General features: G+C 69.8%; 13 protein-coding genes. 2 read left to right on the forward strand and 11 right to left on the reverse strand.

Features of this window, described 5'->3' with window-relative positions:
- Positions 1–145: 145 nt before the first annotated feature.
- Positions 146–382 carry a GlsB/YeaQ/YmgE family stress response membrane protein gene (locus V5F59_RS17765; protein ID WP_393976531.1) on the reverse strand — a complete coding sequence of 79 codons (237 nt, stop codon included), beginning with the start codon at positions 380–382 and terminating at the stop codon, positions 146–148.
- Between the two features lie 249 nt (positions 383–631).
- Between V5F59_RS17765 and ccrA the strand changes: the two genes are divergently transcribed.
- Positions 632–1,915, forward strand: a complete 1,284-nt coding sequence (ccrA, locus tag V5F59_RS17770) for a crotonyl-CoA carboxylase/reductase (RefSeq protein ID WP_393976532.1) — start codon at positions 632–634, stop codon at positions 1,913–1,915.
- Positions 1,916–2,037: 122 nt separating this feature from the next.
- On the opposite strand, the gene V5F59_RS17775 is transcribed toward ccrA, so the two are convergent.
- The 4 genes from V5F59_RS17775 to ftsW all read right to left on the reverse strand — a co-directional run bounded on the left by V5F59_RS17775 (position 2,038) and on the right by ftsW (position 7,113).
- On the reverse strand, positions 2,038–3,129 hold the full coding sequence (locus V5F59_RS17775) for a patatin-like phospholipase family protein (RefSeq protein WP_393976533.1): 1,092 nt from the start codon (positions 3,127–3,129) through the stop codon (positions 2,038–2,040).
- A gap of 87 nt (positions 3,130–3,216) precedes the next feature.
- Positions 3,217–4,632, reverse strand: a complete 1,416-nt coding sequence (gene murC, locus V5F59_RS17780) for a UDP-N-acetylmuramate--L-alanine ligase (protein WP_393976534.1) — start codon at positions 4,630–4,632, stop codon at positions 3,217–3,219.
- Positions 4,629–5,807: an undecaprenyldiphospho-muramoylpentapeptide beta-N-acetylglucosaminyltransferase gene (gene murG / locus V5F59_RS17785; RefSeq protein WP_393976535.1), complete on the reverse strand. Its 1,179-nt coding sequence runs from the start codon at positions 5,805–5,807 to the stop codon at positions 4,629–4,631. Before murG ends, murC begins: the two co-directional genes overlap by 4 nt.
- 94 nt (positions 5,808–5,901) lie before the next feature.
- On the reverse strand, positions 5,902–7,113 hold the full coding sequence (ftsW, locus tag V5F59_RS17790; RefSeq protein ID WP_393976536.1) for a putative lipid II flippase FtsW: 1,212 nt from the start codon (positions 7,111–7,113) through the stop codon (positions 5,902–5,904).
- A 230-nt stretch (positions 7,114–7,343) separates the two neighbouring features.
- Between ftsW and V5F59_RS17795 the strand changes: the two genes are divergently transcribed.
- Positions 7,344–10,067: a ligase-associated DNA damage response DEXH box helicase gene (locus tag V5F59_RS17795; RefSeq protein ID WP_393976537.1), complete on the forward strand. Its 2,724-nt coding sequence runs from the start codon at positions 7,344–7,346 to the stop codon at positions 10,065–10,067.
- On the opposite strand, the gene nadC is transcribed toward V5F59_RS17795, so the two are convergent.
- The 6 genes from nadC to V5F59_RS17825 form a co-directional block, all read right to left on the reverse strand.
- Positions 10,068–10,931 (reverse strand): carboxylating nicotinate-nucleotide diphosphorylase, encoded by an 864-nt coding sequence (nadC, locus tag V5F59_RS17800; protein ID WP_393976538.1) that lies wholly within the window; start codon positions 10,929–10,931, stop codon positions 10,068–10,070.
- A gap of 10 nt (positions 10,932–10,941) precedes the next feature.
- Positions 10,942–12,486, reverse strand: coding sequence for an L-aspartate oxidase (locus tag V5F59_RS17805; protein ID WP_393976539.1), 1,545 nt, complete (start codon positions 12,484–12,486; stop codon positions 10,942–10,944).
- Positions 12,483–13,505, reverse strand: coding sequence for a quinolinate synthase NadA (nadA, locus tag V5F59_RS17810; protein WP_393976540.1), 1,023 nt, complete (start codon positions 13,503–13,505; stop codon positions 12,483–12,485). Before nadA ends, V5F59_RS17805 begins: the two co-directional genes overlap by 4 nt.
- Positions 13,506–13,562: 57 nt before the next feature.
- Positions 13,563–14,573, reverse strand: a complete 1,011-nt coding sequence (locus V5F59_RS17815) for an NUDIX hydrolase (RefSeq protein WP_393976541.1) — start codon at positions 14,571–14,573, stop codon at positions 13,563–13,565.
- 75 nt (positions 14,574–14,648) lie between these two features.
- Positions 14,649–15,668: a two-component system response regulator gene (locus V5F59_RS17820; RefSeq protein WP_393976542.1), complete on the reverse strand. Its 1,020-nt coding sequence runs from the start codon at positions 15,666–15,668 to the stop codon at positions 14,649–14,651.
- Positions 15,665–16,270 (reverse strand): chemotaxis protein CheB, encoded by a 606-nt coding sequence (locus V5F59_RS17825; protein WP_393976543.1) that lies wholly within the window; start codon positions 16,268–16,270, stop codon positions 15,665–15,667. The genes V5F59_RS17820 and V5F59_RS17825 overlap by 4 nt, the downstream gene beginning before the upstream one ends.
- Positions 16,271–16,284 lie beyond the last annotated feature (14 nt).

A 16,284-nucleotide genomic window follows, 5' to 3' on the forward strand; every position in this document is an offset into this window, starting at 1 on the left:
TTGTGCGTCGCAATGCGGGCGCCGTCGATGGGAAATTTTTCCAATGCGACCGGACGCCCCTGGCGCCCGCTCGGACGGTGCCGGGCGGGAGTCAGGCGACCCCAGCTCACCCTTGAAGCGACGCCGGAGGACGTGGACGCGTGCTTTAGCGCTTTACCAGCGAGATCACGAACAGGAGGATGACGGCGCCGAGGGTCGCGGAGATGATCTGCCCGAACATCCCGCCCACCAGGAACACCCCGCCGAACAGGAAGCCGCCGATGATGGCGCCGACGATGCCCACGGCGATGTTGCCGATGAGGCCGAAGCCATAGCCCTGGAAGAGCTGCCCCGCGAGGAAGCCGGCGATGGCGCCGACGATGATCATCCACAAAATGCCCATGTATCTCTCCCCGATGCCCGGCCGCGCCGCGATCCCTGCGCGCACGGCGACGCCCACTCTAGCTGGACACGCGCGCCGCGTGAATGACAACGCAAGCGCGGCCACGTTGTTCATGCCGAGACGCGGGATCGGCGCGAATGGGCCAAAAGGGGGACTATCGCGCAGGAAAAATTCTCTGCTACGCTGCACTGCGATACAGCCCCCAACGACGTGACCGAACGGTCCGCATATGAGGAGAGGACGACAGCCATGGCCCAGACGGCGCCCGCCAACGTGAACGAGGGACCGGTGAAGGACCTTTATGAGCTCGGCGAGATCCCGCCGCTCGGCCACGTGCCCTCCAAGATGTATGCCTGGGCCATCCGGCGCGACCGCCATGGGCCGCCCGAGCAGTCCTTCCAGCTGGAGGTGGTGCCCACCTGGGAGCTGGGCGAGCAGGACGTGCTCGTGTTCGTGATGGCGGCCGGCGTCAACTACAACGGCATCTGGGCCGGCCTCGGCGAACCCATCTCCGTTTTCGACGTGCACAAGGTGCCCTATCACATCGCCGGGTCCGATGCCTCGGGCATCGTCTGGGCGGTGGGCTCCAAGGTGAAGCGCTGGAAGGTGGGCGACGAGGTGGTCGTGCACTGCAACCAGGACGACGGGGACGACGAGGAGTGCAACGGCGGCGACCCGATGTTCTCCCCTTCCCAGCGCATCTGGGGCTATGAGACGCCGGACGGCTCCTTCGCCCAGTTCTGCCGGGTGCAGGCGCGCCAGCTGATGCCGCGCCCCAAGCATCTCACCTGGGAGGAGAGCGCCTGCTACACCCTCACCATGGCCACCGCCTACCGCATGCTGTTCGGCCATCCGCCGCACACCGTGAAGCCGGGCGACTATGTGCTGGTGTGGGGTGCCTCGGGCGGCCTCGGCGTGTTCGGCGTGCAGCTCGCCGCCGCCTCCGGCGCGCATGTGATCGGCGTCATCTCCGACGAGACCAAGCGCGACTACGTGCTCGGCCTCGGCGCCAAGGGCGTGATCAACCGCAAGGACTTCAAGTGCTGGGGCCAGCTGCCCAAGGTCAACTCGCCAGAATACACCGAGTGGACCAAGGAAGCGCGCAAGTTCGGCAAGGCCATCTGGGACATCACCGGCAAGCGCGACGTGGACATCGTGTTCGAGCATCCGGGCGAGAGCACCTTCCCGGTGTCCACCCTGGTGGGCAAGCGCGGTGGCATGATCGTGTTCTGCGCCGGCACCACCGGCTTCAACATCACCTTCGACGCCCGCTACGTGTGGATGCGCCAGAAGCGCATCCAGGGCTCCCACTTCGCCCACCTGAAGCAGGCCTCCGCCGCCAACCAGTTCATCATCGACCGGCGCGTGGACCCCTGCATGTCGGAAGTGTTCCCGTGGGACCGCATCCCCGAGGCGCACACCAAGATGTGGAAGAACCAGCACGCCCCCGGCAACATGGCCGTGCTGGTCAACGCGCCCCGCACCGGCCTGCGCACCTATGAGGACGTTCTGGAAGCCTGCGCGAAGCGCTGAGGATGGGAGGGGCGGCGCGGAGCTGCCCCCTCCTATCAGCGAGGCCCCTTGCGGGACGTCAGAGCGGGACGGCTCCGGCATCAGTCCCGGGCGTGACGCCTGCGCCCCGCCCGGGGCGTCTTTCAGACCCCCCAGAACGCTCTGATCTTCGGCGCCTCGGTCTTTGCCCGCTCGTAGCCTGCCCGCAGCGCGGGCGCGATCTGGTCCGGATCGAGAAGATTGATGCCCGGCGGCGTCCCGGCAATGATGAGCATGGCCTTCGTTCCGGTGGCCTCCAGGGCGGCGATCTCCTTGTGGATGTCGTGGGGGATGCCGGTCAAAAGGCTGCCTTCGTAGCCGTTGGTCAGGGTGATGACCAAGGCCCGTTTCGAGCCGGCGACCACGTCGGTATGGGCCCAGGTCCTGGAAATACCGCCATCCATGCAGAAGCGCTGTCCGAGGCGCGTCGGACCGATGACCCCCGGCAAGGACGAGCTCGCCGCCGCCGCATGCGCCAATGGAATGGCGTTGCGCCGCGCCGCTTCCTGCCCCACCACCAGCCGCTCGCCGGTGTAGCAGTCGTTGGCGGTGGTGAACATTTTCGCCACCGGCCAGTCGGTGCGGCTGTCGCCGGTCAGAAGCCATGCGAGCCGATCGACCCCATCCCCGTTCAGCCGGTTGTCGGCGGCGAGCGCCGCATGCCCGATGGCGCGGATTGTGGCCGGGCTGCCGTCCTTGACACGGAAATTGATCTCCTGCGCGCGCACCTGGCTGGCGTTGGCGGAGGCCACCGGCGCCATCTTGGCGAACAGGCCCGGAAAATGGCCGAAGACGTCGAACTCGGTCCGCAGCCGCTGGAAATGACCACTCGTCAGCGCCGAACCCAGATAGGCGCCGGCGGACGTGCCAACCACCATCTCGGCGACATTGGGATCCACGCCCAGTTCAAGCAGGCCATGGAAGAAGCCGCAGTACCACGCGACGTAATATTCGCCGCCGCCGCCCAGCACCAAGGTGCGATCAAGACCTGCGGCAAGGTTCGACACGGCCGGCGTCTCGGGCGCCGGCCGGGCGAGGCCGTCGCCGTCGAACAGGCCGTTGGAGATGGAGGCCGACAGGGCCTCGAGTTCCGGCGAGGGAGCACCGGTCATCTGGGCGGCCGCGACGGACGGGAGCACCGCAGCCGCCGGCAGACCGGCTGACACGCGCAGAAAATGCCGGCGGCTGGGTGTCATGGCGCTGCGCCTCCTGTTGTCCCCGAACGCTACCCGAGGCGACCCGAACCCGCAAAGAAAAGCACCTGCCGCTTTCGCGCCGTCCCCTCAAGCCGCCGCCGGCTTGAGGGCTTCGAGCTCGCCCGGCAAAGCATAGGCCCAGCCACTGATGGAGCCGGCGCCGAGGCAGATCACGTAGTCTCCCGGCTTGGCCAGCCCGGCCACCACTTCCGCCAGCTTCTCCGGCCCCTCCAGCGCCGTCACGGAACGGTGTCCGTGGGCGCGCAGGCCCTGCACGAGATGGTCGCGATCCGCCCCCTCGATGGGCGCCTCGCCCGCCGTATAGACGGGGGCGACCACCACATGGTCGGCATCGTTGAAACAGGTGCAGAATTCATCGAAGAGCGAGGCAAGGCGGGTATAGCGATGCGGTTGCACCACCGCGATCACCTGCCCCTCGCTCGCCGCCCGCGCCGCCTTCAGCACGGCGGCGATCTCCACCGGGTGGTGGCCGTAATCGTCGAACACGGCCACGCCGTTCCACTCGCCGGTGCGGGTGAAGCGGCGCTTCACGCCCCCGAACTGGGAGATGGCCTCGATGATCTTCTCGTCGGGCACCTTCAGCTCATGGGCGACCGCGATGGCAGCGGTCGCGTTCAGCGCGTTGTGCTTGCCGGGCATGGGCAGCCTCAGGCCGCGGATCTCATGCACGCTCTCGCCTGCCCGGTTGCGGAAGACGACGCCGAACTTGGTCACCCCGCCCTTCAGGTCCACGTCCACGAGCCGGACGTCCGCCTGCGGATTCTCCCCGTAGGTGATGACGCGCCGGTCCTCGATGCGGCCCACCAGCGCCTGGACCACCGGGTGGTCGATGCACATCACGGCGAAGCCGTAGAACGGCACGTTCTCCACGAAGGTCTTGAAGGCCTCCTGGACCTTGTCGAAGGTCTTGAAGTGGTCGAGGTGCTCGGGGTCGATATTGGTGACGATGGCGACTTCCGTCGGCAGCTTCAGGAAGGTGCCGTCGCTCTCGTCCGCCTCCACCACCATCCAGTTGCCGTCGCCGAGGCGGGCGTTGGTGCCATAGGCGTTGATGATGCCGCCGTTGATGACGGTGGGATCGAAATTGCCCGCATCCAGCAGCGTCGCCACCAGGGAGGTGGTGGTGGTCTTGCCATGGGTGCCGGCGATGGAGACGCAGCTCTTCAGCCGCATCAGCTCGGCCAGCATCTCGGCGCGGCGCACCACCGGCAGGCGCCGGGCGCGGGCGGCCATGAGCTCGGGATTGTCGCGCTTGATGGCGGAGGACACCACCAGCACGTCCGCATCGTCCACGTTGGCGGCCTCGTGGCCGATCATCACCTTGATGCCGCGCTCGCGCAGGCGCTTCACATTGGCGCTGTCGGCCACGTCCGAGCCCTGCACCTCGTAGCCGAGGTTGTGCAGCACCTCGGCGATGCCGCTCATGCCGATGCCGCCGATGCCGACGAAATGGATGGAGCCGAGGCCGGACGGCAGCTTCATGCCCTGTTCCCCCTGAAGGTTGCGACCGCGCCGCCGTCCGCCAGGTGCCGGACGAGATCGCCCAGCCGCTCGGCGGCGTCGAGCACGCCCTGGCTTCTGGCCCGATCGGCCATCCGCGTCAATGACATGGGTTCGCTGGCGAAGGAATGCAGCTCCAGCGCCAGCCGATCCGGATCGAACTCCACCTGCCGCAGCACCAGCGCCGCCTCCACGTCCGCAAGGGTGCGGGCATTGGCGGCCTGGTCCTGGTCGAGGGCGTGGGGGAGCGGCACCAGGATGGAGGGCCGGCCGATGGCGGACAGCTCCGCCACCGTGCCCGCGCCGGACCGGGCGATAACCAGGTGCGCCCGCGCCATCCGCGCCGGCAGATCGTCGAAGAAGGGCGCCACCTCGGCCGTCACGCCGAGGCGGGCGTAGGTGTCCCTCACGCGGGCAAGATCCTCCTCGCGCGCCTGCTGGACCAGCACCAGCCGCGCGCGCAGCGCCGCGTCGAGCCGCTCCACCGCCTCCGGCACCACGTCGGACATCACCCGCGCGCCCTGGCTGCCGCCAAACACGAGCACCCGCAGCGCGCCGCCCGGCTGCGGCGGATCGTAGGGCGTCGCCGCGGCGGCGATGGCGGCGGGGCGGAGCGGATTGCCGGTCCACACCGCCTTGACGGCGAGGGCGGGATCCGCCTTGGCGAGGCCGGGAAAACCGGTGGCGATGGCGCTCACCCGACCGGCCAGCATGCGGTTGGCCCGGCCCATCACCCCGTTGGCCTCATGGATGAGGCTCGGCACGCCGCTGAGCGCGGCGGCGAGCAGCGGCGGAACGGTGGGGTAGCCGCCAAAGCCCACCACCACGGCCGGCTTCACGCGCCTGAGCAGGCGCAGGCTGGAGACAAGGCCGGAGGCGAGGGCGAAGCCGGTCCGGGCGAGCGCCACGGGCGAGCGGCCGCGCACCGTGTCCGCCGGAAGCACGTGCAGCTCGCGGGCGGGAAAATGGCCGGCATAGCGGGCGGCGCGGGCATCGGTGGCGAGGTCCACCGTCATGCCGCGGCGGATCAGCGCCGCGGCAAGCGCCTCGGCGGGGAACAGATGGCCGCCGGTGCCGCCGGCGGCGAGAAGAACGAGATCGGTCACGTTTGCCCTCGATGGCCCGGGCGGGCCGTATCCGTGTTGGCGGCCGCGCATCCACAGGGCCGCCCCGCGGCGTCCTGCCCCGCCATTGCGGCCATTCCGCGAACACCGTCCGCCGGATCGGGGAAAAGACCCGGGCGGCGCCCCGTCAGGCCGGGTCCGCCACGGCACCAGCCGGCGGCTCCACCGCACGGGGGCGGGCGACGCCTTCCGGCGAAGGCTGCCTGGCCTCGGTCAGCGCGGCCAGCGCCGCCGCCCCCGGCCGCTTGCGCGACAGGGCGAGCAGCATGCCCATGCCGAAGGCGATGGAGATGAGCGAGGAGCCGCCATAGGAGATGAAGGGCAGCGTCATGCCCTTGGCGGGAGCGATGTGCACGTTCACCGCCATGTTGATGGCCGCCTGCAGGCCGAACAGCAGCGCAAGGCCCGTGATGGCAAAGCGGGCGAAGGGATCGCTCTCGTGGGAGGCCCGCGACAGCGACCGGAGGATGATGAAGGCGAACAAGGCGAGGATGATGAGGCACAGGATGATGCCGAACTCCTCGCCCGCCACCGCGAACACGAAATCGGTATGCCCGTCCGGCAGAAGGCGCTTCATGGTGCCCTCGCCCGGCCCCTGGCCGAACCAGCCGCCATTGCGGAAGGAGTTGAGCGCCGTGTCGATCTGGTAGGTGTCGCCGGAATCCGGATTGAGGAAGCGGTTGATGCGCTTCTGGACGTGCGACACGGTCATGTAGGCGATGAAGCCGCCGCCGGCGCCGACGCCGACGAGGCCCACCATCCAGATCCACCTGAGGCCCGAGAGGAAGAACAGGGAGGCCCACACCAGCGAGATGAGAAGGCTCTGGCCGAAGTCCGGCTGCTTCACCAGCGGGCCGAGCACGCTTGCGAGCAAGCCGAAGGCGAGCAGTTGCGCCGGCATCTCCGGCCGCCGCGTGCTCTCGGAGAACAGCCAGGCGGCAAGGATCACGAAAGCCGGCTTGATGAATTCGGAGGGCTGCACCGTGACACCGGCGATGGTGAGCCAGCGCCGCGCGCCCTTCACCTCCGGCCCGACCACGAGGGTGGCCAGCAGCAGCACGAAGAAGAGGCCGAACACAACCACGCAGGTGCGGCGCAGGGTGCGGGGCGAAAGGAAGGAGGTGGCGACCATCACCACCGCGGCCGGGATCAGGAACAGCACCTGCCGGTTCACGAAGTGGAACGGGTCCGCGATGTTGAGCCGCGCGGCCACCGCCGGGCTCGCGGCGAGGCACAGGATGATGCCGATGACCATGAGCCCGACGAGGCTCGCGAGCAGGGCACGATCCACCGTCCACCACCATTCGCTCAACACGGTGCGGTCGGCGCGCGACATCATGGGACGGCAACTCCGGTGCGGAACATGCTTCGCACCATGCGTCCGGGACGGTTGACGAGCGATTAAGACCCCATTCCCTTGGCGCCGACGCCGCGGCAGGGCGGGTGAGAGCGAAGCGGCATGTCCGGCTCGATGGGGCGGTACAGCCAGTCCCGCGTTTCCGGCGTTCCTGATTGCGAGCCGCGCCCGACGCACCCGCTGAACCGGCGCGCGATATAAACGACGGTAGTATGATGCAACGCCGCATCACCACTCTCGTGCGACGTCGCGTGGCCGCCATCGCGCAAGCGGTTCGGCATGCCTATCTTGGGCGGGTGCCACGCTCCCGACGAACCACCCCCCGCTCCGGTGTTCCCGCGTCCGCCGCCACGGATGGCGCGCTGCCAGATGCGTTCCGGCGCTGGTTCCATGCACGGGGCTGGACCGTCCGCGCGCACCAGCTCGACCTCGTCGCCGCCGCGCAGGCGGGGCGGTCCGTGCTGCTCATCGCGCCGACGGGCGCGGGCAAGACCCTGGCCGGCTTCCTGCCGACGTTGATCGAGCTCAGCGGCGGCAGGGCCAGGCGCGCCAGCCGCGCGACCACGGCACCCGACCTTCCCGCGACGGGCGATGCGGCCCCTCCGCCCGTTCCCTTCGCCCGCTGGCAGGCGGAACAGCCGGCCTCGCCGCTGCACACGCTCTACATCTCCCCACTCAAGGCTCTGGCGGTGGACATCGCCCGCAACCTGGAAACGCCCATCAGCGAGATGGGGCTGCCCATCCGGGTAGAGACCCGCACCGGCGACACCCCCTCCTCCCGCCGGCAACGCCAGCGGCGCGATCCGCCGGACATCCTCCTGACCACACCGGAGCAGATCTCCCTGCTCCTCGCCTCGAAGGATGCGGAGCACCTCTTCTCCGGCCTCAAGCGGGTGGTGCTGGATGAACTGCACGCCCTCGTCACCTCCAAGCGCGGCGACCTGCTGTCCCTGGCGCTGGCGCGGCTCAGGGCCATCGCGCCCGGCCTCCAGTGCGTCGGCCTGTCCGCCACTGTCGCCGAGCCGGACGACCTGCGCCGCTACCTGGTGCCGCAGGACGGCACGGGGCCGCTGGCCGACCTCGTGGTGGCGCGGGGCGGGGCGGCACCGGACATCTCCATGCTTGAGAGCCGGCAGAAGATGCCCTGGGCGAGCCACACCGCCCAGCACGCCTTCGCCGAGATCTACGCCATGATGGCGGCGAACAAGCTGTCGCTGGCCTTCGTCAACACCCGGTGGCAGGCCGAATTCCTGTTCCAGGAGCTCTGGCGCATCAACGACCTCAACCTGCCCATCGCCCTCCACCACGGCTCCCTCGCCGTGGAGCAGCGGCGCAAGGTGGAGGCGGCCATGGCGGCTGGAAAACTGAAGGCGGTCGTCGCCACCTCCTCCCTCGACCTCGGCATCGACTGGGGCGATGTGGACCTCGTCATCAACGTGGGCGCCCCCAAGGGCGCCTCGCGCCTCATGCAGCGCATCGGCCGCGCCAACCACCGGCTCGACGAGCCCTCACGCGCCGTGCTCGTGCCGGCCAACCGCTTCGAGGTGCTGGAATGCCGCGCGGCGCTGGAGGCGGTGAAGGCGGGGGCGCAGGACACCCCGCCGGAGCGGGCCGGGGCGCTGGACGTGCTCGCCCAGCACATCCTCGGCATGGCCTGCGCCGCCCCGTTCGCCGCGGACGCCCTCTATGACGAAATCCGCTCCGCCGCGCCCTACCGCAAGCTGACACGGGCCGATTTCGATGCCGCGCTCGATTTCGTCGCCACGGGCGGCTACGCCCTCAGGGCTTATGAGCGCTACGCCAAGATCCGCCGCACCAAGGACGGACTGTGGCGTGTCGCCAACCCCATGGTGGCGCAGGCCTATCGGCTGAACGTGGGCACCATCGTCGAAGCCTCCATGCTGAAGGTGCGCCTCGTCTCGGCGCGCGGATCACCGAAGACCGGCGTCGCCGGCCGCGTGCGGTTCGGCGGGCGGCTGCTCGGCGAGGTGGAGGAATATTTCGTGGAAACCATGGTGCCGGGCGACACCTTCGTGTTCGCGGGAGAGATCCTGCGCTACGAGGCGCTGGTCGAGGACGAGGTCTACGTCTCCCGCACCACGGCCAAGGAGCCGCGGGTGCCGGCCTATGCGGGCGGCAAGTTTCCCCTCTCCACCTTCCTCGCCGCCGGCGTTCGGGCGCTACTCGCCGCCCCCGAGCGCTGGGCCGCGCTACCGGCGCAGGTGCGCGAGTGGCTGGAATTGCAGCGCGCCCGCTCCCGCCTGCCGGGGCGCGACGACCTGCTGGTGGAAACCTTCGAGCAGGCCGGCCGGCACTATCTCGTCACCTACCCCTTCGAGGGCCGCCTGGCCCACCAGACCCTGGGCATGCTGCTGACCCGCCGGCTGGAGCGGGCGCGATTGAAGCCGCTCGGCTTCGTTGCCAACGATTACGCGCTCGCCGTCTATGCGGCGGGCGACATGAGCCTCGCGGTGAAGCAGGGACGCCTCTCGCTCGCCGACCTGTTCGACGAGGACATGCTGGGCGACGACCTGGAGGCTTGGCTCGCCGAAAGCGCCTTGATGAAACGCACGTTCCGCTATTGCGCGGTCATCGCCGGTCTCATCGAGCGGCGCTTTCCGGGGAAGGAGAAGACGTCGCGGCAGGTCACCGTCTCCACGGACCTCATCTACGACGTGCTGCGCCGGCACGAGCCCGACCACCTGCTGCTGCGCGCCGCGCGGGCGGACGCCGCCACCGGGCTCCTCGACGTGAAGCGGCTCGGCGAGATGCTGACCCGCATCCGCGGCCGCATCGTCCACCAGCCCCTGGACCACGTCTCCCCGCTGGCGGTGCCGGTGCTGCTGGAGATCGGGCAGGAGAGCGTCGGCGGCGAAGCCAACGACGCCCTCCTCGCCGAGGCCGAGGAGGAGCTGGTGCGCGCGGCGACGGGGTGACTACCCCACCCAGTCGAGGCCGATGTCGAGGATGGGCGCGCTGTGGGTGAGCCAGCCCACCGAGAGGAGATCGACGCCCGAGGCCGCGATCGCTGGCGCGGTCTCCCGGTTCACCCGGCCCGACGCCTCGGTGAGCATCCTTCCACCCACCATACGCACCGCCTCCCGCAGCGTGTCCGGCGTCATGTTGTCGAGCAGCACCGCGTCGGCGCCGAGGGCCAGCAGCTCTTCCAGCTGGGCGAGGGTGTCCACCTCCACCTCGATCTTCACCATGTGCCCGGCACGGGCGCGCACACGCTTCACCGCCTCCGCCACCGAGCCGGCGATGGCCACGTGGTTGTCCTTCACCAGCACCGCATCATCGAGACCGAAGCGATGGTTCGCGCCGCCACCGGCGCGCACGGCATATTTCTCCAGCGCCCGCAGGCCCGGCGTGGTCTTCCGGGTGCAGACGATCTGCGCCCGGTGGCCGGCGATGGCCTCCACCAGCCCCGCCGTGGCCGTGGCGATGCCGGAGAGGCGGCAGGCGAGGTTCAGCCCCGTGCGTTCGCCGGTCAGCAGCGCGCGGGAGGAACCCTCCACCTCCGCCAGCACCGTGCCGGGAGCGACCGCCGCGCCATCGCCGATGACGGGCGTGAAGCGTATGGCGGGATCCAGCAGGCGAAAGGCGAGGCGCGCGCAGTCGAGCCCGGCCACCACGCCGGGCTGCCGGGCGGCGAGCACGAGGCGGCTCACGTGCCCCGGCGGGACGACCGCATCCGTGGTGATGTCCCCGGCCCGTCCGAGGTCTTCCAGCAATGCGGCGCGGACAATGGGCTCCACCATCAGCTCGGGGAGCGGGTCGAGGGCCGTCGCTTGGGCCATGGGCGATCCGTCAGTTGGAGAAAGCGAGCACGCGCTCGGGCGCGGCGATGCGACGGGCGGCGGCGAAGGCGCCGTCCAGGGTCAGGCGGGAGCGTTGGACTGCACGGGCGGGGGTGGGGAAATCCGTGCGCGCATGGGCGCCGCGGCTCTCCTCCCGGGCAAGGGCCGATACCGCCATCATCAGCCCCACTTTTGCGGGAGCCGCGGCAGGCCCTTCGCCCGCCGCCAGCGGCAGCAGGCGGGAGACCGCGTCCGAAAGCCCCGCCGCGTCGCGGGTCACGCCCACGAAGCGGGAGACCACAGGTCGCACGCGGGCCGGATCCGGTGCCGCCGGCAGAGTGGCCGGGACAAGACGCACGGACCGGCGCTCGGGTGTCCCGGCGATGCTCGCGGCGACGGCGCGGCCGCACACCACCGCCTCCAGCAAGGAGTTGCTGGCGAGCCTGTTGGCCCCGTGAAGGCCGGTGGATGCCACTTCTCCCGCCGCCCACAGCCCCTCCACTGTGCTGCGGCCCTCCGCATCCACCGCGATGCCGCCCATGTGGTAGTGCGCGGCCGGCCGGATGGGCACGAGATCGGTGACCGGATCGATCCCCGCAGCCCGGCAGCCCGCCGCAATGGCCGGGAAGCGGGCCGGGAAGCGGGCGCCGAGGCAGGTCCGCGCATCGAGGAAGACCTCGCGACCGGCAGTGATCTCGCGCCACACGGCGCGGGCGACCACATCGCGCGGGGCGAGCTCGGCCCCCGGCACGGCTTCGAGGAAGCGGCGGCCGGCGCCGTCCACGAGGATCGCCCCTTCACCGCGCACCGCCTCGCTCACCAAGGTCAGCGGGCGCGCCGGAGTGGCGAGCGCCGTGGGGTGGAACTGCACGAATTCGAGGTCGGCCAGCTCCGCCCCCGCCTCGGCGGCCAACGCCAGGCCGAGCCCGAAGGAGGACGCGGGATTGGTGGTGTGCTCGTAGAGCGCTCCGACGCCTCCGGTCGCCAGCACGAGGCGGCGCGTGCGCAGCACCGCGCCGCCGGCTGGCCCCGCCACCATGAGACCAGCTACCGCGCCGTCCTGAACGAGGATGCGCCGCGCCTCCGCCTCCACCACGGTGATGGAGGGACAGGCCAGCGCCGCAACCGTGAGCGCGCGAACCAGCTCCCGCCCGGTGCCGTCGCCATCCGCATGGACGATGCGCCGCCGGCTGTGGGCGGCCTCCAGCCCCAGCGCCAGGGCGCCGTCGCCGGTGCGGTCAAAGGCGACGCCCAGCCTCTCCAGCGCCGCGACCGCCTCCGGTCCCGCAGCAAGGATGCGCCGCGCGGCGTCGGCATCGCACAGGCCGTCACCGGCGCCGAGCGTATCGGCGAGGTGGAGGTCGGCATCGTCGTCCTGCCCCACGCTCGCGGCGATCCCGCCCTGCGCCAGGGGGCTGGAGCCATCCGTGCCCAGCGGCGCACGGGTCACGAGCACCACCGGCTCGGGGGCGAGGAAAAGCGCCGCCGTGAGCCCGGCGATGCCACCGCCGACGATGACGGGCCGCCCGGAGAGGGCGTCGAGCCCGGCGGTCACAGGACCAGCATCCGTTCCACCGAGCCGCGGGCGCGCTCGGCGACATCGGGGGCGACGACGACCTCGTGCTGGTTCTCCTCCAGCGCCTTGCGGATGTTGGCGAGCGTGATCTTCTTCATGTGCGGGCACAGATTGCAGGGCCGCACGAAATCAAGATCCGGATACTGCACGGCGATGTTGTCGCTCATGGAGCATTCGGTGAGCAGCACCACGCGCGACGGGCGCTTCGTCCCCACATAGTCCGCCATCGCGGCCGTGGAGCCGGCGAAATCCGCTTCCGCCACCACTTCGGGCGGACATTCGGGATGCACCAGCACGGTCACGCCCGGATTGGCGGCGCGCAGCTCGCGCACGTCGGCGGCGGTGAACAGCTCGTGCACCTCGCACTGGCCGGCCCAGGAGATGATCTCCACCCCCGTCTCCGCCGCCACGTTCTTCGCCAGATACTGGTCGGGCAGCATGATCACCTTCGGCACACCGAAGGATTTCACCACCCGCGCGGCGTTGCCGGAGGTGCAGCACACGTCCACCTCCGCCTTCACGGCGGCCGAGGTGTTCACATACGCGATCACCGGCAGGCCCGGATAGGCCTGGCGCATCAGGCGCACATCCTGCGCCGTGATGGAATCGGCCAGGGAGCAGCCCGCCCCGGCATCGGGGATGAGGACGGTCTTGCCCGGGTTCAGGATCTTCGCCGTCTCGGCCATGAAGTAGACGCCGGCGAGCACGATCACGTCAGCGTCCACGCGGGTCGCCTCGCGGGCCAGCGCCAGGCTGTCCCCGACGATGTCGGCCACGCAGTGGAAGATCTCGGGCGTCTGGTAATTGTGCGCCAGGATGACCGCGTTGCGCTCCCGCTTCAGGCGCAGGATCGCTTCCGCATCCTCGGCGAGAAAGGCCCAGTCAGCGGGCGGGACCACCCGGCGCACCCGGTCATAGAGCGGCGCGGTGCGGGCGAGGACATCGGCACGCGCAGGCGCGGCACGGGTCGGGGCAGAGGGGGCGAAGAGCGTTTCCATTTTTATACTCAGTTTGAGCATATTCCGGCAATATGCTTATCCTGAGCATAAGTTCTGTCAAGAGCGCGCAAGCGGCAGTTTCGTTCCCGCGAGGGCTCGCTCCTCCAGCACCGCATGGCGGAAACGGAAGAGTTTTGCAGGCCTGCCAAGGGCTTCGGAGGTCGTGCCGCCGGCCTCCTCCACCAGTTCCTGCTGCTCCATGAGCCGGCGAAAATTCTGCTTGTGCAGCGTGCGGCCGGCGAGGGCCTCAACGCAGCGCTGCAATTGCAGCAGAGTGAAGGTGGGCGGCATCAGCTCGAACACCACCGGGCGATACTTGATCTTGGCCCGCAGCCGGGCGATCCCGGTGGCGAGGATGCGCCGGTGGTCGGCCATCATGGGCCGTCCGGCGCCGCTCGCCTCCGCGGCCAGATCCTCCTGCCCGTCACGCCTCAGGCGTTCCGCCACGATGCCGGCCTCGTAGAGCAGCTCGTAGCGCTGGAGGGTCAATTCCTCGTTCCAAGGCTCGCCCTCGAGACCGAAGGTGACAGATGCGCGCTGGCGCCGTGCGGCCCGCCCGGCCGCGCCCACGCCGGCCTCCGCCCAGCCGGCGAGCGCCGGGGCCAGGACCTTCCCGATGACCGCCGGGGGGCCGGCGCGATGGTCTTCCCACGGAAAATATTCATACCAATTGTGCCAGCCCCCCTCGGCCGCGCCCTGCTCCCGGGCGAGGCCGAGATAGGAGATGGAGATGGTGCGCTGGGCCTCCTCCCCCTCCGCCCGGTCCTTGTCGGCGAACGTATAGAGTTGCTCCACATAGCCGAGCGGATGATGGGTCTGCTGCTCCACCCAGTCGCGCAGGCCCTGCTGGAGGGAGCGATGCGCCAGCTCGAAGGGGCCGGAGGGCAGCCCCCCGCCGCGCGCCACGGTCATCACCCGCGGCTCGCCACCCGTAACCGCCACCAGCACGGCGATGAGGTCCACCGCCACGGAGCGGCTGGCCGGCGACGGCGCCGCAAGCGCGGGCCGCGCGGTGTCGCGGGGTTGGCCGGCGGGGCTTTTGGGGCGCGTCATCTTGGGGCGCGTCATGCGGGTTCCGGGGGAACGACCGGGAAATCCGGCGCCCTTCCCGATATCATGGCGCGGCGGCCGGACGGAAGCGGTTCAGGCCTCAACAGAAGGGCGGACGGGCGCGAGGCTGACGCCGGCCTTGCCCTGCTGCTTCACCTCGTACATGGCCGTATCCGCAAGTCGGATCAGTTCCGCCTCCTCGCGCGCATGGTCGGGATAGATGGCGATGCCGATGCTTGCGCCCACGACGAGGGTCGCCGCCCGATCCCCGTGGGAAAGGCCATAGGGCTCGCCCAGCAGGGAACACAGCCGCTCGCCCTGGGCGACGGCGACCGATGGTTCCGCGAGGTCCACCATGATCACCGCGAACTCGTCGCCGGAGAGGCGCACGGCGAAATCCTCGTGCCGCAGGTTCGCCCGCAGGCGCTGCGCGATGGCGCAAAGCAGCTTGTCGCCCATGCCGTGGCCGTACTGATCGTTCACCTGCTTGAAGCCGTCGATATCGATGTAGAGCAAGGCAAACGATCGCCCGTGCCGCTCCGCCTGGGAGCGGGCGCGGGAGAGATGCTCCACGAACAGGATGCGGTTGCCGAGGCCGGTCAGGGCGTCGTGAGTCGCCATATGGCGGATCTGCTTCTCCACCCGGCGGCGCTCGTCGATCTCCACCTCCAGCTGGCGATTGCGTTTCTCCAGTTCCTCCATGGCAGCCTTGAGGCGCAGCTTGGAGATGTGCAGGTCAAGGAAGACCGTCACCTTGGAGAGCAGCACGGCGTCATTAATCGGCTTGGCGATGTAGTCCACCGCCCCGAAGGTGTAACCCTTCAGGCGGTTGATATCATCGAGGTAAGCGGCCGTGACGAAGACGATGGGAATGTCACAGGTGGACGGATCGTTGTTGAGCAGGGATGCGACCTCGAACCCGTCCATGTCCGGCATCTGCACGTCGAGCAGGATCAGCGCGAAGCGATGGTCGAGGCAAAGCGCCAGCGCCTCATTGCCCGAATGCGCCTCGAAGATCTCGGCCTTCACCGGGGCCAGCAGGCGGCGCATGCTGGCGAGGTTCGCCCTCACATCGTCAACCACCAGGATCTTGGGCACGGTCTCTGTCGTCATCGCCGTCCAAACCCATTGATGCGGGCGGCCAGGACCGACACCGGAGCGCACAGATCAGCCCCTGCCAGCGCGAGAGCCGCGCGCGGCATGGTCTCCACCTCCGCCTCTGCAGGGTCCTGAACCAGCGCCAAACCTCCCAGCTCCCGGATCCGCCGCAAGCCTTCCGCCCCGTCGCCGCTCGCCCCGGTCAGGAGGACGCCGGCCAGCGCTGCTGAATACGCCTCGGCAGCACTATTGAACAGTACGTCGATAGAGGGCCGCGAACAGCACACCTTATCGTCAACCGACAGGGCAAAATTGCGATCTCGGTCCACCAGAAGGTGATACCCGCTCGGCGCCACGTGTACGAGTCCGGAGACAACTGGATGCCGCTCGCCCGCAAGCACCACCGGCAAGGACGAGGCGGTGTCGAGAATGGTCGGCAGCATGTCGGGGCTGTCCGCCCCGAGGTGGACGACGATCACGACCCCGGCGTCGAGATCGGGGTCGAGGGCCGCCAGCAGCTTCATGAGCGCCGCGGGGGCGCCCGCGGACCCGCCGACGACGACGGTGCGGCGCGCCGGACCCTGCGCCGCCGCAGCGATGCGGCGGGCCTCGGCCAATTCTGCCCGCCCCG

The organism is Xanthobacter nonsaccharivorans (assembly GCF_043194755.2).
Taxonomy (GTDB): Bacteria; Pseudomonadota; Alphaproteobacteria; order Rhizobiales; family Xanthobacteraceae; genus Xanthobacter; species Xanthobacter autotrophicus_G.

Coding starts and splice junctions, on each gene's coding strand:
- murG (WP_393976535.1), bottom strand. CDS start 5,807: ATGCGCGGCCGCCAACACGGATACGGCCCGCCCGGGCCATCGAGGGCA.
- V5F59_RS17775 (WP_393976533.1), bottom strand. CDS start 3,129: ATGACACCCAGCCGCCGGCATTTTCTGCGCGTGTCAGCCGGTCTGCCG.
- ftsW (WP_393976536.1), bottom strand. CDS start 7,113: ATGATGTCGCGCGCCGACCGCACCGTGTTGAGCGAATGGTGGTGGACG.
- nadC (WP_393976538.1), bottom strand. CDS start 10,931: ATGGCCCAAGCGACGGCCCTCGACCCGCTCCCCGAGCTGATGGTGGAG.
- murC (WP_393976534.1), bottom strand. CDS start 4,632: ATGAAGCTGCCGTCCGGCCTCGGCTCCATCCATTTCGTCGGCATCGGC.
- ccrA (WP_393976532.1), top strand. CDS start 632: ATGGCCCAGACGGCGCCCGCCAACGTGAACGAGGGACCGGTGAAGGAC.
- V5F59_RS17820 (WP_393976542.1), bottom strand. CDS start 15,668: ATGACGACAGAGACCGTGCCCAAGATCCTGGTGGTTGACGATGTGAGG.
- nadA (WP_393976540.1), bottom strand. CDS start 13,505: ATGGAAACGCTCTTCGCCCCCTCTGCCCCGACCCGTGCCGCGCCTGCG.
- V5F59_RS17815 (WP_393976541.1), bottom strand. CDS start 14,573: ATGACGCGCCCCAAGATGACGCGCCCCAAAAGCCCCGCCGGCCAACCC.
- V5F59_RS17795 (WP_393976537.1), top strand. CDS start 7,344: ATGATGCAACGCCGCATCACCACTCTCGTGCGACGTCGCGTGGCCGCC.
- V5F59_RS17765 (WP_393976531.1), bottom strand. CDS start 382: ATGGGCATTTTGTGGATGATCATCGTCGGCGCCATCGCCGGCTTCCTC.